17 protein-coding genes are annotated in these 20,660 nt (G+C 45.8%); 6 read left to right on the top strand and 11 right to left on the bottom strand.

Annotation, left to right across the window (positions count from 1 at the left end):
- The first annotated feature begins 166 nt into the window (after positions 1-166).
- The gene (locus NKI27_RS00900) at positions 167-859 is read left to right on the top strand and encodes an SIMPL domain-containing protein (RefSeq protein ID WP_265047819.1); all 693 of its coding nucleotides are present in this window, start codon (positions 167-169) and stop codon (positions 857-859) included.
- A 10-nt stretch (positions 860-869) separates the two neighbouring features.
- Here the strand turns inward: NKI27_RS00900 and NKI27_RS00895 are convergent, their stop codons facing one another.
- Positions 870-1,301, bottom strand: coding sequence for a universal stress protein (locus tag NKI27_RS00895; protein ID WP_265047818.1), 432 nt, complete (start codon positions 1,299-1,301; stop codon positions 870-872).
- 151 nt (positions 1,302-1,452) lie between these two features.
- Here NKI27_RS00895 and NKI27_RS00890 point away from each other — a divergent pair, with 151 nt between their 5' ends.
- Entirely contained in the window at positions 1,453-2,310 is an 858-nt protein-coding gene (locus NKI27_RS00890) for a transporter substrate-binding domain-containing protein (protein ID WP_265047817.1), read from the top strand.
- Here NKI27_RS00890 and NKI27_RS00885 read toward each other — a convergent pair.
- The 5 genes from NKI27_RS00885 to NKI27_RS00865 all read right to left on the bottom strand — a co-directional run bounded on the left by NKI27_RS00885 (position 2,307) and on the right by NKI27_RS00865 (position 8,991).
- The gene (locus tag NKI27_RS00885) at positions 2,307-2,939 is read right to left on the bottom strand and encodes a LysE family translocator (protein ID WP_265047816.1); all 633 of its coding nucleotides are present in this window, start codon (positions 2,937-2,939) and stop codon (positions 2,307-2,309) included. The genes NKI27_RS00890 and NKI27_RS00885 overlap by 4 nt on opposite strands.
- Positions 2,940-2,971: 32 nt before the next feature.
- Positions 2,972-5,794 carry an Hsp70 family protein gene (locus NKI27_RS00880; RefSeq protein WP_265047815.1) on the bottom strand — a complete coding sequence of 941 codons (2,823 nt, stop codon included), beginning with the start codon at positions 5,792-5,794 and terminating at the stop codon, positions 2,972-2,974.
- Complete coding sequence (locus tag NKI27_RS00875) at positions 5,795-7,735, bottom strand: Hsp70 family protein (protein WP_265047814.1); 1,941 nt, start codon at positions 7,733-7,735, stop codon at positions 5,795-5,797. It lies immediately after the preceding gene.
- A complete protein-coding gene (locus NKI27_RS00870) occupies positions 7,732-8,328 on the bottom strand; it encodes a DUF2760 domain-containing protein (RefSeq protein WP_265047813.1) in 597 nt (198 codons plus the stop codon). Before NKI27_RS00870 ends, NKI27_RS00875 begins: the two co-directional genes overlap by 4 nt.
- A gap of 192 nt (positions 8,329-8,520) precedes the next feature.
- A complete protein-coding gene (locus NKI27_RS00865) occupies positions 8,521-8,991 on the bottom strand; it encodes a flavodoxin family protein (protein WP_265047812.1) in 471 nt (156 codons plus the stop codon).
- 224 nt (positions 8,992-9,215) lie between these two features.
- Here NKI27_RS00865 and NKI27_RS00860 point away from each other — a divergent pair, with 224 nt between their 5' ends.
- The 3 genes from NKI27_RS00860 to NKI27_RS00850 all read left to right on the top strand — a co-directional run bounded on the left by NKI27_RS00860 (position 9,216) and on the right by NKI27_RS00850 (position 14,289).
- On the top strand, positions 9,216-11,654 hold the full coding sequence (locus tag NKI27_RS00860; RefSeq protein WP_265047811.1) for an acyl-CoA dehydrogenase: 2,439 nt from the start codon (positions 9,216-9,218) through the stop codon (positions 11,652-11,654).
- A 76-nt stretch (positions 11,655-11,730) separates the two neighbouring features.
- Complete coding sequence (locus NKI27_RS00855; RefSeq protein ID WP_265047810.1) at positions 11,731-13,179, top strand: malate:quinone oxidoreductase; 1,449 nt, start codon at positions 11,731-11,733, stop codon at positions 13,177-13,179.
- Between the two features lie 228 nt (positions 13,180-13,407).
- Entirely contained in the window at positions 13,408-14,289 is an 882-nt protein-coding gene (locus NKI27_RS00850; protein WP_265047809.1) for a Tim44 domain-containing protein, read from the top strand.
- 101 nt (positions 14,290-14,390) lie between these two features.
- Here the strand turns inward: NKI27_RS00850 and NKI27_RS00845 are convergent, their stop codons facing one another.
- The 3 genes from NKI27_RS00845 to NKI27_RS00835 all read right to left on the bottom strand — a co-directional run bounded on the left by NKI27_RS00845 (position 14,391) and on the right by NKI27_RS00835 (position 17,213).
- Positions 14,391-14,534, bottom strand: a complete 144-nt coding sequence (locus tag NKI27_RS00845) for a hypothetical protein (protein WP_265047808.1) — start codon at positions 14,532-14,534, stop codon at positions 14,391-14,393.
- Between the two features lie 168 nt (positions 14,535-14,702).
- Positions 14,703-16,022: an NAD(P)/FAD-dependent oxidoreductase gene (locus tag NKI27_RS00840; protein ID WP_265047807.1), complete on the bottom strand. Its 1,320-nt coding sequence runs from the start codon at positions 16,020-16,022 to the stop codon at positions 14,703-14,705.
- A 312-nt stretch (positions 16,023-16,334) separates the two neighbouring features.
- The gene (locus NKI27_RS00835) at positions 16,335-17,213 is read right to left on the bottom strand and encodes a LysR family transcriptional regulator (RefSeq protein WP_265047806.1); all 879 of its coding nucleotides are present in this window, start codon (positions 17,211-17,213) and stop codon (positions 16,335-16,337) included.
- 172 nt (positions 17,214-17,385) lie between these two features.
- Between NKI27_RS00835 and NKI27_RS00830 the strand changes: the two genes are divergently transcribed.
- Positions 17,386-18,159, top strand: a complete 774-nt coding sequence (locus NKI27_RS00830) for a ferredoxin--NADP reductase (protein WP_265047805.1) — start codon at positions 17,386-17,388, stop codon at positions 18,157-18,159.
- Positions 18,160-18,388: 229 nt separating this feature from the next.
- On the opposite strand, the gene NKI27_RS00825 is transcribed toward NKI27_RS00830, so the two are convergent.
- Entirely contained in the window at positions 18,389-19,402 is a 1,014-nt protein-coding gene (locus NKI27_RS00825; RefSeq protein ID WP_265047804.1) for an HAD family hydrolase, read from the bottom strand.
- Positions 19,403-19,512: 110 nt separating this feature from the next.
- Positions 19,513-20,658 (bottom strand): sulfatase-like hydrolase/transferase, encoded by a 1,146-nt coding sequence (locus NKI27_RS00820; RefSeq protein WP_265047803.1) that lies wholly within the window; start codon positions 20,656-20,658, stop codon positions 19,513-19,515.
- Positions 20,659-20,660 lie beyond the last annotated feature (2 nt).

The raw sequence follows: 20,660 nt of genomic DNA, 5'->3' as shown, positions 1-20,660 counted from the left end.
TCCTTAACTTAGGTTTTACAGAACGTTTAACATAGCTTAGCAATACTCTGTGGTGCTGAATACTATTTTACCCTAGAAGTAGTTATCTAAAACAACCCACTATAACCAAAGCTCAAGAACTGCTAGGATTCAATAGTCTATATAGCTCGACCACAAGGAATTTTTTATGAGATATACATTAGTAATCACAATGATGGCGACATTGTTTTTATCGCTGCCCTCTTACGCTGAAGACCTCAATTACAACCTGTACCAACTATCTGTTAGCGCCGAAGATGAAATAGACAATGACATCATGAAGGTCACGCTGCTAGCAACTCATCAAGCATCCCTCTCATCAGAAGCCAACAAAGTCGTCAATAAGCAAATGACCTCTGCATTAGAGGTACTCAAAAAAACATCAAACATTAAATACGAGACCGGCAATTACCAAACACAGCCTATTTATCAAAACCAACAAATAGCCGGATGGAAAGCCTCTCAAGAAATTGAGCTCAAAAGCGCTGATTTCAACCAGTTATCCACTCTTGTGGGCAAGCTACAAAAGGACCTTAAGATATCATCAATGGGGTTTGAAGTGAGCAAAGTCGTTCGTCAAAAAGCGGAACAACGCCTTGCTGTAGACGCGCTCAGTCAGTTTAAGGCGCACGCTTTGCTGGTACAAAAAACCATGGGCGCAAGCGGTTATCAAATTGTGACGGCGGACGTTAATACGGGTTCTAGCCGCCCACCTATTCGCTATTCGATGATGCGATCTGAAATGGCAATGGCATCAGACTCACCAGGGCCCGCGGTTGAAGGCGGCAATAGCACGATTAACGTCAGTGTATCGGGTCAGGTTCAGCTGACATTTAATTAAGTATTGGTTTTTAGGGTTTAATAACCATTACTGACACTTTAGCGCGCTCAACCACCCGACTAGTGGTTGAGCCTAGCAGCGCTTTATCGACCCTAGTATAGTTATGGCTAGGTATCACAATAAGGTCTGCACCCACCGCTTTTGATTCTTTTAAAATTTCTTTATGCGATTTACCCTGCAACGCTTTAATACTAACCTTAATCGACTTGGGTACATTTTTTTCGACATACTGTTTTAACCGCTTATTGACTGCGGTTATCGCCTTCTCCATCGCATCTTCTGGGAAGAACGACCCTACCATCGACATGCCAAACCCCGGAATAACGGTCACCACATGCAAACTAGCCTTTGAGCTTTCCGCCTGCTGAATAGCCACGGATAATGCCTTTTCTGCAAACAGTTCATTTTCAAGGTCTACCGGAATTAAAATCTTATTGAACATGGAACACCCTCTGTTATTCAGTGAAATCGTTCTATTTAGCATGCTGCGAGTAAAGCATAGACCCTTTCTATGCCTTATTCTAAATAATCAATATATTATATTCATGCTAGACTACTGAATAGATCACTAAACTCCACCTATTGGTATGCTGATGCCCTTTGCTCTACTGGTACACATTTTACTATTATCTATTTTCACTTCGTCATTAGCGTATGCTAATGACGTCACCATCGTTAAACATTATCAGCAACATGCCCGTTACGCATTCGGCCTTAAAGTATTAGATCTCTCACTCAGCAAGCTAGACGCTGACTATAAAATTATTGGCCCAGGCCTTCAGCGTGTCAATGAAGCTAGAGGCGAAGCCCTCGTAATTAGCGGCTTTTATGATATTGAGTTTTTATCTGCTACCACTCAGCGAGAAGCTCAAATGATCCCCATTAAAATACCGATATATCAAGGTCTTTTAGGTTTGAGACTATTACTCGTCACGCCAGAGTCGAATACTCAAATAAGTAAAGTGAGTAACCTAAACGCGTTACAAGCATTCATCGGAGGACATGGCCGGCACTGGGCAGATTTACCGGTTTATGAAGCCAATAACCTAAAAGTAGTCACTGCCGTTAAATATGAAAAACTTTTTGAGATGCTCAAAAATAAACGGTTCGACTACTTTCATCGTGGCGTAAATGAAATTTGGGGAGAGTTAGAAAAGTATGGGGATGACGTGGTGGTTGCCGATAATATCATGCTCTACTACCCACAACCGGTCTACTTTTTTGTCAGCAAGCATCGGCCTGAACTGGCTCAACAGCTTGAAAAAGGACTTCAAATAGCTAAAAGGGACGGTTCTTACAAGGCGCTATTTTTAGCTTACTACCAAGATACATTAACGCGGTCTAACCTTGCATCAAGGAACCTAATAACACTAATAAACCCAACAGTGCCAAGCGACGCTCCGACTATTGATACCCATTGGTGGATGCCACAAGACAAAACAGTGCCTTAATCAGCGTCTAATGCGAGCTTTACTCCTAACCCCACAAACAATGCACCCGCAACACCCTCAAAAAACCGACCCATTTTAGGTTGCATCATGACGTCTTTGGCTTTAATAACAATAAGCGCTAACATGCACTGCCAAGTCATCGCAATCAAGAAGTGCAACGCGGCTAAGAACAAAGATTGAGCCATCGCAGACGCTTGCGGATTAATAAATTGCGGCAGAAAAGCCATATAGAAAATAACAGTTTTGGGGTTGAGCACATTCGACAATAAACCTTCTCGAAATGAGCGATAAATATTAAAGGCCTGAAACGGCGCCACTGACTTAGGCTCTAGAGAAATACCACGCTGAAACGCGCTACGAAAGCTACCAATGCCTAACCACACCAAATAGCACGCGCCTGCGAGCTTTAAAGCATTAAACGCCCACGCTGTTTGCAGCAATATTAGCGAGATACCTACAGCAGAAACCGTCGCATGAACAAAAAGACCAAAGCAAATGCCCAAACTACTGACGGCACCGTCTTTCCAACCACCTCTCGTGGTATTACGTACAATCAGCAGGGTATCGACACCCGGCGTAAGGGTCAATACCGTAATGGATATCACAAAGGTCCAAAGCCCTAGCTCCACGATTCAAACCCTCTCTACTAAATACGCCACGATTACTGGATCAATTTAAGGCCAACAGGTAAGCCTTCACCAAATACCCGCTTGGTTTCTGCCTCGTCCAACTCTTTAACCGTTTCAACCATCTCAACCCAGCTGGCGGGCGCTTTTGCGAGCGTGAGCTTTTCGACAACCTTATTACGCCAATCTTCGTCAATATCCCGACTTCTATCACCACTCATTCGGGTCATCAATACCGCCGCAAAGGCGACTTGCTGATTTTTCTTCCAGTCGACTTTTAACAACTGTGGTAACCAGCGTTGCACATCGTCTTTAGCAATCACATTATGCGCGCTACCATGAAAAGGCATGCGCGAGGCGATACGGCCAACAGCCCACCAACTGGTAATGGTTTCAGCAGGTTTTTCTAGTCTTTTCAATAACCACTGGGTCAGTTCCGTTTTATCTTCAACCGGTAAATGCTCAAGCACAGCGGCCAGCTTGACCATATCGTCGTATGATTTCTGCTTCGCTTCGGCTTGTAGCTTTCGACTCGTTAGCGCGGCAGGTTTTAGGTATTTTGCAATATCTTCATAAATACTGACCTGTTGAACGGCGTTTAGGCCGCCTGCGGCTCTTCTCCAAAACGTCCACCAATCTATCCAGACTTGAGTTTCTTGACCAAACTGCAAACCCGGTTGGTACAGATCCCACACTTGCTCAATGCGCCAATCATCAATCGGATAACCAAAGCCTGGTCGCAAACCATAGCCTGCTAGATTAAACCAAATGCGTTCATGTGCGGCAGAGCGGCGACGGCGCTTTTTGCCTTCTAATAACTCGTCAAACAGCGCCCGTAGTACGGGTACTTCCCAGCTATCACGTTTACCCAGCGCTTTTTCAATATCAACTCTCAGGGTTTTAACCGCTTTGGGGTTTGCTTCTTTTTTGCTGTTGCCAAACACCTCTTCCACTTTTTGGCGTGCACGTTCAAACCCTGCAGGAAGCTTTTCTGTAGCCTGGTGGACTCGCTGGCTAGATAGCTGTTTTCGTATTTCAAACTCTACATGCCAACGCTGTTGATTTTCGCCAACACAATCAATCTGTAATGTGCCGACTTCTGTCAGGCTCGTCGCGAGTGACACCGTGACTGAGTCTAATTCAGTCTTCTCTAGCACAACCACTAAGGGCGGTAGCGAAATAAATGTCTGCTTGGCGAACATTTCATCATCAATCGTGATAATTTCGCCAGGTTGGTAAACATGATCTGCCGTGGTTGATAACAAATGAAACTGTACTGGCTGCCCTAGCTGTAAGGCAAACTTTCGCTCGCTTAATGTCAGTTCTTGATCTTCTTCAGTGCCCTTTGGCATCAGACAAATAGCCTGTTTAGCCGTCTCAGTTTGTTCTAATACCAAAAAGAAAGTACGTGCAGAACCTCCGCCAATTTTAAGCTGAGCACCGCGTCTGGCTTTAGCATAAGCGACAGCACCTTGAGCCACGGCAAGGTTCGGATTATTGTTAGTCAGCATTGTGACCTTATCGCTACGCCAATCAGTCAGCACACTTAATGCACGTTCACTCAGTATTGAGCTATTAAAAACACCGCCATTAAATAACACTGCATCGGGTATCGCGACATCATTGCTATCAAAAGACGCATCACCCACTAATGATGCCTTACAAGCATCTTGGTGATCAGCAATAAACTCAGCTAGGTACTTACTCACCGCGGGGTCTGGGGCATAAGGCAAGCCAAACTCAACCATGCCACTGCGGCGAGCGACAGGTCGTTGCTCAAAACTAATCTTAGGGAAAAACCCATCTAGCGCAATATCTCTGACTTCTTGCTGAGTGAGGTGACAGCTTTTGGCGCCCCCTATCAACTTAGAGCCACTCCCTAATACCGTAACCTTAGCGCTTTCGGGTGCATTCTCGCCTAACAATAACTCTTTAGCTTGACGGGTTTGCTGTATTAACTGCGACAAGTTGGCGGTACTAAGTTTTTTAGCAGATGAACCACCATTGATTTGATACTCTGCTTTATGAGCCAATGCGAGATCAACATTGTCCCCGCCAAGCATCAAGTGATTGCCCACGCCTACGCGGGTTAATGTAAGCTGGTCATCTTTACCCTTAGCCACCTTGATCAAACTAAGGTCTGTCGTGCCACCACCCACATCGCAAACAAGCAATAATTTAATGTTAGCGAGCGCAGTTTGTGCATCTTCACCCTGTCGTGCGTACCAGTCATAACAAACCGCTTGAGGCTCTTCTAACAATAAGACCTTACCGAACCCAGCTCGCTCTGCGGCTTCTACGGTTAGCGCTCTTGCGCCTTCGTCAAAAGAAGCGGGGACAGTAATCACCACTTCTTGATGCTCGATCAACGCACTAGGGTGAGCCGTATTCCAGGCATTTCGCACATGGAATAAATAACTTGAAGACGCTAATACCGGCGACACTTTATCCACGCCTTCGGCGCCCGCCCAAGGTAATATATCAGCACTGCGATCAACTTGAGGATGAGACAACCAGCTTTTAGCACTCACTACTTGTCGCCCATCAACCTTGGCGCCTAGCTCTCTCGCCCACTCACCCACAACCACTTGCGAAAGCTCACCCGATAATTCACTCTCTACAGAGCCTGACCACGGCAAAACCAAATCGGACTCACTCAACTCGCCCTTGGTTGGGTGATATCTAAAAGACGGTAACAACGGTCGTTTAGCGACTTCACCTGCCGCCACTAACTGCTCTATTTCAAATATCTGGCAGTTATCCGGTGTTAACGGCCGCTGCATATCCGCATAAGCTACGACGGTATTCGTGGTGCCTAAGTCGATACCGATAAGGTATTGGGGCTGTTGATTTGTCATTTAATCCCGTACATCCAATTCAATCTGCCAACGTTCTGATTCGCCACTGCTGTCGGTGCTATTAACCGAGATAGCTTCTAGTTTAAGTGTGCCGACCGCTGTCACTTTTGACATCAATCGCACCGGTACCACGTCACCTTTGCGACGCCCGTTGGCAGAACCACTTGCGTCAATCGAGAGGGTCGCCTGAAGTTCTGGTAGTTCTTCTAACTCACCGTCTTGCCAATGATCCAGTTGAACGCCCGCTTCGTCGTGACGTCGTGTATTGGAACCAAAAAATCTAAAACGCACCGGCTCACCGACCACTAAACCAAACTCTGCACTGCCAGCATTAGTTTCAGAACCTTCTTCCATACCAAAAGGCGCAATACATAATGCTTCTAGGGGCGGCTCCATACCGGGTATTGCAGGCATTGCGCTTTCAATGCCTACATAGTATGTACTCGCCAACCCACCTCGAATGCGCACACCCTGACCTTGTCTGACATAACCGTAATAGCTCGCGCCACTAGCCACCGCGAGATCTAAATTAGCATCAGAGAGCAAACGAGCAGGCTCAGCACCGGCATCGGTAAGCCACTGGTTAATAATTGTCAGGGTCCGTTCAGACAATACAGGGGCTTTAAGTACGCCGCCATTAAACAGAATCGCGGTTGGCTTAATAAAGTGAGTGGCTTGTGAGGTGTCAAAAGCACCAGCAAGTGGGTCAAAAGGCATTTCTTCTGCGCTTTCAGCACCCAATACATCATTTGCAGCATCGACTTGCCTGCTTAAAAAAGCCGCCAAGTGTCTTGAAACAGCTGGGTCTTGTGCGTATGGCAAGCCTTTCTGGGTTAATGCACTGCGGCGAGTCGCTCTAGGGTGGTCACTGATTCCTACCTTCGGGAAAAAGCCTTCTACTAACGTTTCACGCACTTCAGTTCGCGTCAGCTCTGTACGTAAGGTATTGCCTAATAACTTAGACCCTCGACTAGGCACCGTGATGGGCATGCTTTCGGTATCGTTATCTAGCAACAACTGCTCTTTTGCATCACGACAGGCATGGGTAATCGCTTGAATTTGCCAGGGCTGCAACTCTTTACCTTGTGCTGCTAATTTGGCTTTAACACGATAGGCGAGTGCTAAATCCATATTGTCGCCGCCCAGTAATATATGATCGCCGACTGCGACTCGATTAAGTGTTAAATTACCCTCTTCTTCTGTCACCGCCACTAACGATAAATCAGTCGTGCCGCCGCCCACATCAACGACTAAGATGATATCGCCCACATTCACTTGTTCACGCCACGCATCACCACTGGCATGTATCCAGTTATAAACTGCTGCCTGTGGCTCTTCGAGTAATGTTAGGTGATCAAGTCCCAAGGCACTGGCAGCTTCTGCTGTGAGTTCGCGAGCAGCGGGGTCAAAAGAGGCCGGTATAGTAATGGTGACTTCTTGCTGTGCCAGTGGAAATTCAGGAAACTGATGCTCCCACGCAGACCGTAAGTGATCTAAGTATTCAAATGTCGCCGTTAAGGGTGATATTTTATTCACCTCCTCTGGGCTACCCGCAGGTAGAAAGTCTTCATGACGATCAACACCGCTATGGCAAAGCCAGCTTTTAGCGCTCGCCACCAATCTGATAGGTGTTTTACTGCCCAAATTTCGTGCAATGCTGCCGACAATCTCATCGGGCTTATCATTCCACGGTAATGCAATATCTGATGGGTTAAGTTCAGACTCATGCGGTCTGTAAATAAATGAAGGCAACTGTTTTTTCTCTTCTACCAACCCTGGCTGGCTGAGCTGCGGAATCGACATAATCGTCAATTCTGGTTCAGCCGTAGGGTTTTCAGCTGCCTTTTCTAAATCTAAATAAGACAATACACAGTGTGTCGTACCTAAATCGATACCAACAGAGAAACGGGCTCCCTGCCCTGCGGTTACTGGGTCTATCATAGTTCCACCTCTGCAGGCGCAACAATGGATGTGTCATGCCCTTCGGCCAGCTTAGGCAATCGAATATCGGTTACTTTCCAGCCTTTATGGATAAGCGAGCCGGTAAACGGTGCTTCGCCCACCACATTTCCAGTTAATCGAACTTCTGACGCATTAAACCCTACGGGTAACGTAATACGTGTCTCTTCGTCTTCACTTCTAACCGCGGCAAAGGTGAAATAAGTTTCTAACGCTTTTTTGCTCCCTTCGTGAACAACACGCGCCGCTGCACCAATATCTGCATCAGAATAGCCAGCGAGGTCTTCTTGAGTAAAATCGATAAACCGCGCTTCTTGCTGCAATAACGTCAATAATTGTAGCGCAGCATCTGGCGTGGCTTCTTTTAGCTGCGCAGGCTTAGCTTTTTCAACCGCCGGTTTTTCAGCAACTGGTTTTACAGCCTCAGGTGCAGCTGCAGTGTTTTCGTTGGTCACAACATGACTCGTTGATCGCGGTTTAACTAAGAACAATACAAAAAATAACACCGCTAAGATGGCCAGCCCTAAATGAAGCATATCGAATGTAGTCGGGGCTGCGGTTAGATTAATGTTCATTATTCATTTCCTTGTTGTTCGCTGAAAGTAATCGCAAGATATTTTACGGGGCTTTTAAGGGTAATCGTAAGCCCATTGGACATTAGCGCGCTATTTTAGCATGACATTAGATAAAAACTGAGTATTGAAGAGGTTAGTTAAGGTGAGAATGATAAAAACGGGGGATGATGACGAAAAAACTAACGCTTGGGCTTAAATAATACCCGCATCGAGGCTAGCAGCCATGGTTAAACCCAACTCTTCGCATTGCGCAATAAAGTCTTCGCTAAATTCGCCTCGGCAAACTAACGGCTCCTGAACCCAGCGCCATTTTAGCCCTGTAAGTATGGTTTCCAGTGCTCGCTTGGTACCGGTGCCATCTTGCCCTGCTCTAATATACGCTACAGCCGGTAGCCCCTGTTTCTTTTCAAGCACCGCGTAATACGTCCTATCGAAAAAGTCCTTCAAAGCCCCGCTCATATAACCAAGGTTTTCTGTGGTGCCCAGAATAATCGCATCAGCAGCCAATACATCTTCGGCATTCGCTTGCAAAGGAGGGATATGCGTCACCTCAACATTTTCGATGTCTTCATGACGCGCCCCTTTCAACACCGCGTCAACCATTCGCTGAGTATTTTCAGAAGGCGCATGGGCAACGACTAGCAATTTCTTTTTAGCAGACATTTACCACCTATTCATTGTTATTCAGTTGAACAACCTATGTTTGGCTACCGTTACTCGAAATATAGTCCATAACACGGCAAATCACACTCAATCACATTAACAGTTAAAACTTGTCTAGGCTTAAAATATATCGCCCATTAAACACGCAAAGCAAACAATGTGTACTAAACTCAGCATTACTTACAGAACAATTTCTGCCTACGTTAAATGCCAAGGAGGCCATAATGTTAGTCTTAGTAATGTTCTTGCTTATTGTCATCGGTGCTGCCTTCTATGGCATCGGTCCGGTTGGTTGGAGTGCGTTTTTTGGGTTAAGTCTGGTGTACTACAGTTTCTTCACCAGCCCATCGTTAATCTGCCTGCTATTACTCTGGCCTCTCTTTATTGGCCTTGTGCTGTTTCTTAACTTCACCGCATTACGTCGTCAGTATATTAGTACCCCGATAGCAAAGTGGGCGAGAGACGTATTGCCGGAGATATCCGACACAGAAAGAGAAGCCCTTGAGGCCGGCACAGTCAGCTGGGACGGCGAACTCTTTTCAGGCAACCCTGATTGGCGAAAACTCCATGAACTCAAAAAACCAGTCTTGACCCAAGAAGAACAGGCCTTCATTGACGGACCGGTAGAAACGCTCTGTGAAATGCTCGACGACTGGGAAATAACCTACCAACGCTATGATCTGAGCCCTGAAACCTGGCAGTTTCTTAAGGACCATGGATTTTTCGGTATCATCATTCCTAAACAATACGGCGGACTTGAAATGTCAGCCTTGGCGCACTCAACCGCCGTTATGAAAATCGCAACCCGCAGTATCACTGCAGCGGTAACGGTCATGGTGCCTAACTCATTAGGCCCTGCAGAACTGCTGTTAATGTATGGCACACAGTCTCAACGAGACGACTACCTTCCTAAACTGGCAAAAGGAGAGGAGATTCCTTGCTTTGCACTTACAGGCCCTAAAGCGGGCTCCGATGCAGGCGCTATGCCGGATAAAGGCATCATCTGTAAGGGCGAATGGGAGGGTAAAGAGGTGATCGGCCTTAGGCTGTCTTGGAACAAACGCTATATTACACTCGCCCCAGTGGCCACGGTATTGGGGCTGGCATTCAAAACCTATGATCCCGACCACTTACTGGGTGAGCAAGCGTCATTAGGCGTGACCTGCGCATTAGTCCCTACATCAACGCCCGGTGTTCACATTGGCGATCGTCACCTGCCTCTCAATATGGTCTTTATGAATGGCCCCACCTGGGGAGAAGATGTTTTTATCCCCATGGACTATCTTATCGGTGGAGAAGAGAACATTGGCAAAGGCTGGTCTATGTTGATGAACTGCCTGTCGGTGGGTCGCTCTATTTCATTGCCTGCGCTGAGTACGGGGGCTGGCAAGCTGTCTTGCTTAACGACCGGCGCTTATAGCCGCATTCGAGAACAATTTAATACGCCCATCGGTTACTTCGAAGGAGTTGAAGAAGCACTAGCGCAGATTGGCGGACTGAGTTATCTGATGGACAGTGCTCGAACGCTGACCACCTCGCTAGTTGACCAAGGTGAAAAGCCGTCCGTTCCGTCCGCAATTCTCAAATATCACAATACCGAAAACATGCGACAAGTCGTCAGCCACGCCATGGACGTTCATGCCGGTCGCGGTGTGATTAAGGGGCCCCGAAATTATATCGCCCGCGTATACCAAGCCGTCCCGATCAGCATTACGGTCGAAGGGGCTAACATCTTAACCCGCAGTATGATGATTTTTGGTCAGGGCTCTATTCGCTGTCATCCATTTTTACTAAAAGAGATGGACGCGTTACATAACCCAGATACCAATCAGGGATTAGTTGATTTCGACAAGGCCTTATTTTGCCATATCGGCCACAGTACGCAGATGGTTGTCCGTAGTCTTGTACTCGGGCTCACTCACAGCCGTTTGGCGTCTACCCCTGCGGGCATTAGTTACGGTCAGCATTATTATCGCCACCTTAGCAGACTGTCAGCCGCTTTTGCTGTCGTCAGCGATTTCACGCTGATGCTTCTAGGTGGAGAGCTCAAACGACGAGAAAAGATCTCCGCCCGCTTGGGTGATTGTCTCAGTCAACTCTATTATGGCTCCGCCGCATTAAAACGTTTTGCTGACGATGGCTGCCCCGAAGAAGATCAGCCTCTGTTGGACTGGGCAATGCAGCATAGTATCTACCAGTTACAAGATGCACTGATCGCGGTACTCAACAACTACCCCTCAAAGCCCGTGGCAGTATTGCTTAGAGGCATTGTTTTCCCTCTAGGACGTCGTTATAAAAAGCCCAATGACGCGCTAGAACATAAAATCGCACAACTTTTAATGAACCCTTCTAAGGCCCGTGATCGTTTGGTAGAAGGCGTTTATCGCAATACCCGACCCGATGACCCTATAGGCCGTGTCGAAAATGCGTTTTTGAAGAAATTAGCAAATAAAGAGATAGATCAAAAGATAAAACAGGCGGTTAAATCAGGTCAACTAGAGCATTCAGATGACCTGGAAGTGTTCGCTAAACGAGCCCTTGAACTAGACGTTCTTTCAGAACAGGAGGCGACACTGTTTAGGGAGGCAGAAGAGGCCGTCAATGATGCTATTCAGGTAGACGCCTTTGCAGCAGATGAGCTTCCCGGCTTTCAGTCTGATTAGATCAACTGAAATTTTGTTGGTTTTAGCTCTACAGGGGTCGACCTCGGTCTTTCGGTATGTCACTAGGAGGTAAAAAATGAATCTTGTTATTGTTGGCGCGGGCATTATGGGGGTGACACTCGCCACCTTAGCGCGCGAGCTTTCACCATCGCTTGAAATAACCTTGATTGAACGGCTTTCTGGCCCTGGCCAAAGCAATTCGAGTGTATTTAACAATGCGGGGACGGGCCATGAAGCCAACTGCGAACTAAATTACACGCCAGTGGACGGAGAAGACATTGCGCTACACAAGGCGCTCAAAATACACGCCCAATTTAATGTAGCTAAGCAGTTTTGGGCCTATTTAGTTAAAAAAGGCATCATCGACGACCCTGCCTGCTTTATTCACCCCACCAAACACTGCACCATAGTCAGCGAAGAAGGTATCGACTTTCTCAACCTACGCTTTAAGGAAATGTCTACTCACCATTTTTTTGAGGACATGCAATATACTGAAGACTTCGACGAAATTAAGTCGTGGATGCCTTATGTCATGGAAAACAGGCCCACAACCGAACGAATGGCGGCTACCAAAATTGATACCGGCACTGATGTAAATTTTCAGGTCATAACAGAAAAAATGGCCGCTTATCTGGCTACACAAAAGGGCGTTAACATTCATTATGATACGCAGGTAAAACGTATACATAAACGCCCGACTGGGCGCTGGTTAGTCGAAGCTAAAAAAGGCGAGGAAGATATAAAGCTTAGGGCCGACGTTTTGTTTGTTGGTGCAGGTGGAGGTGCCTTTCCATTACTGAAACAAAGCCATATTCCGGCAAGTAAACGTTTTACAGGCTTCCCCGTAGGCGGCCGTTTTCTCTTAGCGCCCATCGACGAACTAACCGCAAAACACTACAACGCTAAAACCTACGGAAAAGCAAAAGTAGGCGCTCCACCTATGTCTGTACCGCACCTCGACCTGCGTGCAGCCAAAGGCAAACATTTCTTATTGTTTGGTCCTTTTGCGACATTTATGCCAAAACTCGAAAAAGATCGGGGCGTTTTAGAATATATACGGTCTATGCGTTGGCATGATATTCCTGGACTACTAAACGTCGCAATGAAACATTTCCCACTAGTGAAATACCTGATAACTCAAACAGTTACCAACAAAGATGGTATGTTTGACGAACTCGAGCGATTTGCGCCAGGCCTTAGTAAACAGTTCGACTGGCAGGTAATCCAAGCGGGTCAGCGTGTACAAATTATCAAAGATGGTGATTTACAGATGGGTACAGAAATCGTCATTTCAGATGATAACACCTTCGGTACCTTACTAGGCGCATCTCCTGGGGCGTCTGTGTCACCCGAAATCATGCTACGTTGCTTAGAACAACTTATGCCGTCACTAGTAGAGCACGAAGAGAGCCAAGCAAAACTAAACGAGATCTTTGCCGTTCATGACTTACAAAAACTAGAAAACGATGCATCGCTCTATCGTAAGACTCGGGATGACGTGAATAAAACACTTAAAATATCCTAGTCAAACTGACCGGCAATCAACCAAACCACCTATGCCTCCATAGTTGGAGGCATAGGTGGTTTACCAACACTTAACGGTCTAAACATATTAACGGCCTGTTAGCGCCCTTCGTCATAATCTACTTATTGACATCGCAGCCCTTGTCGGTAGGATGTTCGGCAACCCATTTAGACTGACGAACTTTTCGTCTTGCGCTCGTTCACCAAATCTAGCAGGTATAAATAACTAATGAAAAAATTCTGGGTCATTATGACCATTCTATTTGCATTCACGCTAACCACTTCGCACGTAGAGGCTAAAAAGTTCGGCGGCGGAAAATCGTTCGGAAAATCATTTTTCACCTCTCCTTCAAAAAAATCGGCACCTGCGTCATCAGGCTCAAAGCAACAGGCTGCACCGACATCTCCCGCTAAAGGCGGCATGATGAAAGGTATGCTAGGCGGGTTACTCGCAGGCGGGCTTATTGCCGCAATGATAGGCGGCGGCGCGTTTGAAGGTATTCAGTTGATGGATATTATCCTCATCGCATTAGTGGCGTTCATTGCCATTCGACTCTTTAAAGGCATGGCCCAAGCCAAAATGGCGCAGGCACAACCAGCCTATGCAGGCAACCAAACACGCCAAAGTCCAGGCGCTGATATGTTCGGTTCTAGCGATAGTCACAACTCAAACAATAACGACGCCTCGTTCAACGATGAAAAACCAACAGGCTTTGCGAATGAAGAGTCTGTACCTTTCAATCTACCTGCCGATTTCGATATGACTAACTTTCTATCTGGTGCTCGTGATCACTATCGCACCATTCAACAGGCGTGGAACGAAAATAATATAGCAATGATTGAAGAGTATGTTAATGCAGAACTTTTCACCCAGCTTAAAGAAGAGCGTGCAGCGTTATCGGGCGAACAGCATACTGAAGTAATGTTTGTGGATGCAGAATTAGTACGGGCAGACCAAGCATTTGGTATTGCTGAACTAAGCATTAAATTTAGTGGTCGTTACCGTGATACGGTTGAGAATATTGAAGAAGATATTACCGATGTTTGGCATCTTGAGCGCGACACAACACAAGACAATGCACCTTGGTTGATTGTCGGTATAGAAGCCTAATTTAAATTAGCAAAAAGTAGGCGGTGGTACTGCTAACACGCCGCCTATTTAACATCTATCACACTTCGCTCCTCGTCTTACTTCTAGCTATTATCTACTGTCTAAAGAGGCTCAACCAATACGAGTCTCATTTCACGCCCTTTAAAGATCTCTCCTAGCGCCTTTCTAACATCCAAAATGCTATCGCTTTTTATACGAAAACGAAATTTAGTGCCTTTCTCAGTAAATGCATTCACTCTAAACATAACACTCTCCTAATGATCGTTGGGGTGGTTCTTTTTTGTCTACGATAAAGAGTGTATGCATTGAAACGACATATTTTGTCGCTGAAAATAATGTATATGAGAAATTTTAAAGAAATCGGGGCAAAGTGCCCCTCCTACAAGGGAGGGGCATGAATACTGCGAGTTACCTCAATGTAGTTTTAATCGAGGATGTAAGGCCTTATTGATTTTATCACCCAACCAAATCAACGAAGTACGGAAGAACCCGTGCAGTGCAATTTGATGCATTCGGTAAAGCGAAATATAAAACAAGCGGGCAATACGCCCTTCAACCATCAAGTTTTTGCCGGTTAGGTTACCCATCAAATTGCCTACCGCCGAATAGCGGCTAAATGAGATAAGCGACCCTCGGTCTTGGTAAACATAGGGAATAGCTTGCTTATTAATTAACCTTAGCTTAATCGACTTAACTAACGTAGCAGCCTGTTGGTGCGCAGCTTGCGCCCTCGGCGGTACGGGGTGCTCTTTACCCGGTTGTGGGCAACTAGCACAATCGCCAAAGGCAAATATATTCCGGTCATAAGTCGTTTGAAGGTCTTGCCTGACCACCAACTGATTTATACGATTGGTTTCTAGCCCATCTAAACGCGTTAAAAATTCAGGCGCTTTGATACCCGCAGCCCAAACCTTTATCGTTGCAGCTAATCGCTCACCATTCGCAAACTCGATATCAGAGGGTGAGATATTCACCACTCGCTGCCCTGCCAATACATTGATATTAAGCTGCTTGAGTTCGCGAGTGGCCGCACTGGATAAGTGCTCTGGCAGCGCGGGAAGAATACGATCCGCGGCTTCGATGACGCTAATATGTACATCTTTTTCTTTAAGGTGGCTCAAGCCATATACCGGTAACTCTTGTGAAGCTAGATGAAGCTCTGCCGCCAGTTCAACGCCTGTAGCGCCTGCTCCTATAATGGCAATATCAAGCGAATGCTTTTGCTTCTTTTCAGCATCATATTCTGCTTTAAGATAACTATTAAGAAGGTGGCGATGAAACTTACGCGCCTGCTCAAGGCTATCTAAAAAGATACAATTTTCTGCTGCACCTGGGGTACCAAAGTCATTAGCTGTACTGCCTACAGCAATCACGAGCGTATCGTACGTTATAGTCCGAGATTCAACGACCACAACGCCTGACTCATCAAATAATGGCTCTACAACAACCTGCTTTTCTTCTCGGTTTAGCCCTTGCATTCGCCCGAGTTGGAATTCGAAATGATGCCTTTTGGCGTGAACACGATAATTCACTTCATTTGAACTAGAGTCCAATGACCCTGCAGCGACTTCATGCAATAAAGGCTTCCATACATGAGTCAAACTCGCATCAATTAACGTTACACGCGCTTGTTCTTTGCGCCCAACACTGTTGCCTAGCGAAGTCGCCAGTTCTAAGCCTCCGGCTCCTCCCCCGACAATCACCACATGATGCAATTCAGATCGCTTATTCATATTAAGCCTTCTCTCTATAAATGATAAATGCACAGTTCGCGCTCTGCATTTATCACTCTTCATCAAGTATGTTTATAAATCGCTATAAACCGAACGGCCTAAAAACGGCTGCAGTAAAACAAAATTTTGCTGCTTTATCTAGTCATTACAGGACAGTTTGATGAATCAGAAGAAGAGTACAGTTGCAACACCATCTACACTGCGTTGCATTGATTGAAACCTCAAAGTACTGGGTTTTGGGCTTAAATAGCAGCTTAGTTCATAGGGAACGATAGTAAAGCCACAATGTCACGGCATCAAGCCAGGTTGTCATTAACTGCTCCGGCACAGCTCCAACCAACTCTCAATACCTGCACTACGATACTTATCTTTATGAAGGATAAAGTAAAAGCGACGATGGAAGTTTCGGTGAGGAACATCCAACCTAACCAAACTACCTCGTTCAAACGCATCTTCTAAGGTGATATTTGATAAACACCCGATTCCCAACCCAGTCTCCACAGCCCGCTTAATGGCTTCGGTGTGTTGTAGCTCTAATAAAATATTCAGCTCAGGCAAAAGCCCATGCATGGCCCAGTCGAATGCCTGCCGCGTTCCAGACCCAGATTCCCTCATGATCCAAACTGCATTCAGCAGATCCTTGTCCGTCAAATTCACGTGTTTAGCCAACGGATGAGAAGGCGCACAAAATACACACAACTCATCATCCCGCCATGGAATCACCTCTAATTCAGGCCGGTGAAGCTCGCCTTCCACCAACCCTACATCTAGCTCGAAATTAGAAATTTTATTGGCGATAGTAGTGGTGTTAGCAACCTGCAGCGAGACCTCTCCTTTAGGGTGTAGTCTCATAAACTCTGCCATAATATTCACCGCCAAATAGTTACCAATGGACAACGTCGCCCCGACTTTTAGCGCACCAATATCCTTATGCTGCCTAAACGCATTCTCTAAGTCTTCTGCCCGCTCAATTAACGCTTCTGCTTTTGGCCTCAATAGTCGACCTAACTCATTTAACTGTAAGCGCTTACCCACACGATCAAAGAGCTGGATATCAAATTGTTTCTCGAGCCCTTTAAGGGCCTCACTTGCCGCTGATTGAGACAGTGAAATACTTTCAGCCGCCTGAGTAATATTTTCAAAGTGGGCAGTCGCTAAAAAAACCTCAAGCTGTCGAAGCGTATATCTCATAATCAAGTCGCTTATAAAGGGTGAACAGTTACAAATCGGAAAAACCGATTAATTTAATTTATAAAACCTGTTTCACAGATAGGTTAGCGCGAGTGTATATTGGTTGCAATTAAAAACATCAGCATACGTCCAACGCTAATACTGTAGCGGACGCTCTATTTAGGAAATGACAATGGCTGGATTCGTAAAAGAAAAAGTAACAAGCGTTCATCACTGGAATGACACCCTATTTAGCTTTAAAACAAGCCGAGATCCAGGGTTTCGTTTTAAAAACGGTCACTTTATTATGATCGGTCTTGAACAAGAAGGCCGCCCGTTGATGCGTGCGTACAGTATTGCTAGCGCCAACTATGAAGAAGAATTAGAGTTCTTTAGCATAAAAGTACAAGACGGCCCATTGACCTCTAAGCTACAAAAAATCCAGGTCGGTGACGAAATTTTAATGAGCCGAAAGCCAACAGGTACCTTGTTAATTGATAATCTTCTTCCTGGCCGAAACCTCTACTTGGTAAGCACCGGTACAGGCCTAGCACCCTTTATGAGTATTATCAAAGACCCAGAAACCTACGAGATGTTTGATAATGTTATTTTGACTCATGGTACGCGTGAAGTATCGGAGTTAGCGTATCAAGATTTGATTCAATCAGAGTTACCAAGCCATGAGTATTTTGGCGATATGGTTAAAGATAAACTCATTTACTACCCTACCGTCACCCGAGAGCCTTATGTGAATCAGGGTCGTATCACTGAATTACTCGATAGCGGAAAGCTAGCTAACGATATTGGTTTACCACCAATTAACTTAGAAGACGACCGGTTTATGGTTTGCGGGAGCCCTAGTATGCTTAAAGATACTTGCGCTATTTTAGATGCCAAAGGGTTTAAAGAAGCTAGGCATGGGGAACTTGGTCACTATGTGATTGAACGGGCGTTTGTTGAGAATTAACAGAAAACCCTGATTCCGCTTCGAGGTTGAGGAAGTATCTACCTACAAACTTATTAACGCGAAAGTCGTGATAAATTGAACCCTTTTTCGCGCCAAAGTGGCGCTCCTACACGAGCTTTCGCATGTTTATTAAGCATTTGTAGGAGCTGCTCTTAGCCGCGAAGCACTGTTAATGAATACTTTCACAGCCTCTTCGCTGCTTCAAAACTACACGCCTGCCTGATCAACCTTACTTCTTCGGAAACACCTTCAACCAATCGCCTTTCATATCAACCACTAACCATTTTTGTTCAGCGGCCGCATCTAAGGCTTTATCAAGTTTGCCCATCGAAGATTTTCTGTCATAAGCAAACTCACGCTCAGCATCAGTGTGATGAACAATTAAACCCAGTGTCGGTGTTTTGTCATCTGCATTTCGTGCCATCGTCGTGTACTGCAACATGGCCATATCACCATCAGAGTTACCGGCAGCAAAAATAGGGCGACGGCCAATATGGCGGTAGATACCAACAGGCTTTCCACCCTTGTCATCAATCAGTGTGATGTTGCCTTCTTTAACAATGGTAGGAATACCGTCACGTAGCTCATACTTGGCATCAGCTGTGGTACCCACTACTTGTTCAGGCGGTACGCCGTAACGCTCCTCAGAAAAAACGCGCAAAAAGTCGATACCACCACCAGAGACAATAAATACTTTAAACCCATTAGCGCGTAAATAGTCTAGCAGCTCTAACATAGGTTGGTAGACCATATCGGTATACAGCATATTGGTTTTTGGGTGGTGTGATTTGGCTAGCCAGTCAGACACTGAGCTTGCAAATTCTTCAGCGGTAATATCGCTGTGCGCTGCCATCAGCATCTTTAACAGTGGGCCCTTCCCTTGTGCCATCATGCCTTTCATATCGCCAGCAATAGCACTTTTATAAGGCTCTTGCTGCGTCCACTCAGGGTGGTCTTTAGCTAACGCTTTAATACGATCTAACGCCCATAGGCCTTGAAAGTATAAAGGCTGCTCACTCCAGAGAGTGCCATCGTTATCGGTGGTAGCAATACGCTCACTTGGCGGAACAAAGTCATCAGATTTTGGATCGGTAACGCGTTTAACAAAGTCAATAATAGTCGCTTTAGTAGGCCCTTCTTTCCAGCTAGGTAGTGGGTCACTTGCGGCTTTTGCAGAAATGGGTAGTGCTATGGTAATAGATAATAATAAGACTAAAACGTGTCTTGTTAGGCGTGTTCTCATGGTGGTGTTCCCAGCAAAAAGAGACATGGCATAGAATCTAAGACAAGGATCGCTATGCTAAAATGAGAGTCATTGCCCCTAGCGCCTTGTAGCAACTAGGGGCACCTTGATTAGTTACCCGTCGGCATCGGAAGGGAGAAGCCTTCTTTAGCTAACTGTTCGCGCACATGTTGTAAACGCTGGTATTGCGTTATGGTAATAGGGCCCGTATAGGTTTCGCTTTGTAGCTTTCTTGGTGGGTACTCAATATAGGTTTTCATTTTGGCCTTAATCGCCTCGTTAATGGTAACCAACGTCCAGGTACGCTCAGTATAATTATTCATGAAAATATCGTAACGCTCTTGTGGGTCGGCCCACAGGTCGAACACTTGAGGTACGGTAGCTGCGTACTTCTCTGGGCCTTTCCAGCCTAGATTAGAATCAACGGCTAAACCACCAGTAGACTGGCCGTTATCACCACGTAGGTTAAACACGGCTTTATAATTACCTACACGTGTCGCACCCGGCGTTAGCTCATTTTCGGTAAAGTAGAACCAAGACTTACGCTCTGACTTTCCAGTGCCAAATAAGAGAGGTGACATATCATAGCTATCAAATATGATCGGCTCGCCTGCTCTGTCTTTTTTAGGTAAGTCAATACCTGCAACAGAAGCAAATGTCGCCATTAAATCTAAACCACCCACGATATCGTGATTTTTGCTGTTAGCAGCAATCTTTTTTGGCATCCAGGCAATGGCAGGTACACGGTTACCGCCTTCACGCACGGTGCCCTTAGTGCCACGAAACGGCGTGTAGCCTGCATCGGGGTAAACATCTTGCCATGCACCGTTATCGGTGGTGTAAACAACAAGGGTATTTTTATCCATATCTAAAGCACGTAACTTATCCATAATTTTGCCGATGTTAGCATCCAACTCAACAACAGAGTCTGCATAACGTGATTTAGACAGTGACTTATGCTTATAGTCGGGGTGAGGCATGTTAGGCTGATGCACTTTCATGAAGTTAACGTTGATAAAGAACGGTTCATTAGGCTTCTTCGCTGCATCATCAAGAAAATCTATCGCAGCTTGAGTAACATAGCTATCGTAGTAAGGAATTCCCACCACACCGTTAGGGTATTCTTTGGTTTTCTTATCAGGCGTATCGATATACTGACCATTCACAGCAAAGTCTTCTTTGGCTTTTTCGCCCGCTTTACCTGACAGTGCGCCTTGGGTCACTTTTTTGAACATCGCTCTCAACTCAGGGTCCATAT

The sequence above is a fragment of the Alkalimarinus alittae genome (assembly GCF_026016465.1).
Classification (GTDB): Bacteria; Pseudomonadota; Gammaproteobacteria; order Pseudomonadales; family Oleiphilaceae; genus Alkalimarinus; species Alkalimarinus alittae.
The sequence above is the reverse complement of the archived record's forward strand: the minus strand, read 5'-3'. Positions and strand labels throughout refer to the sequence as shown.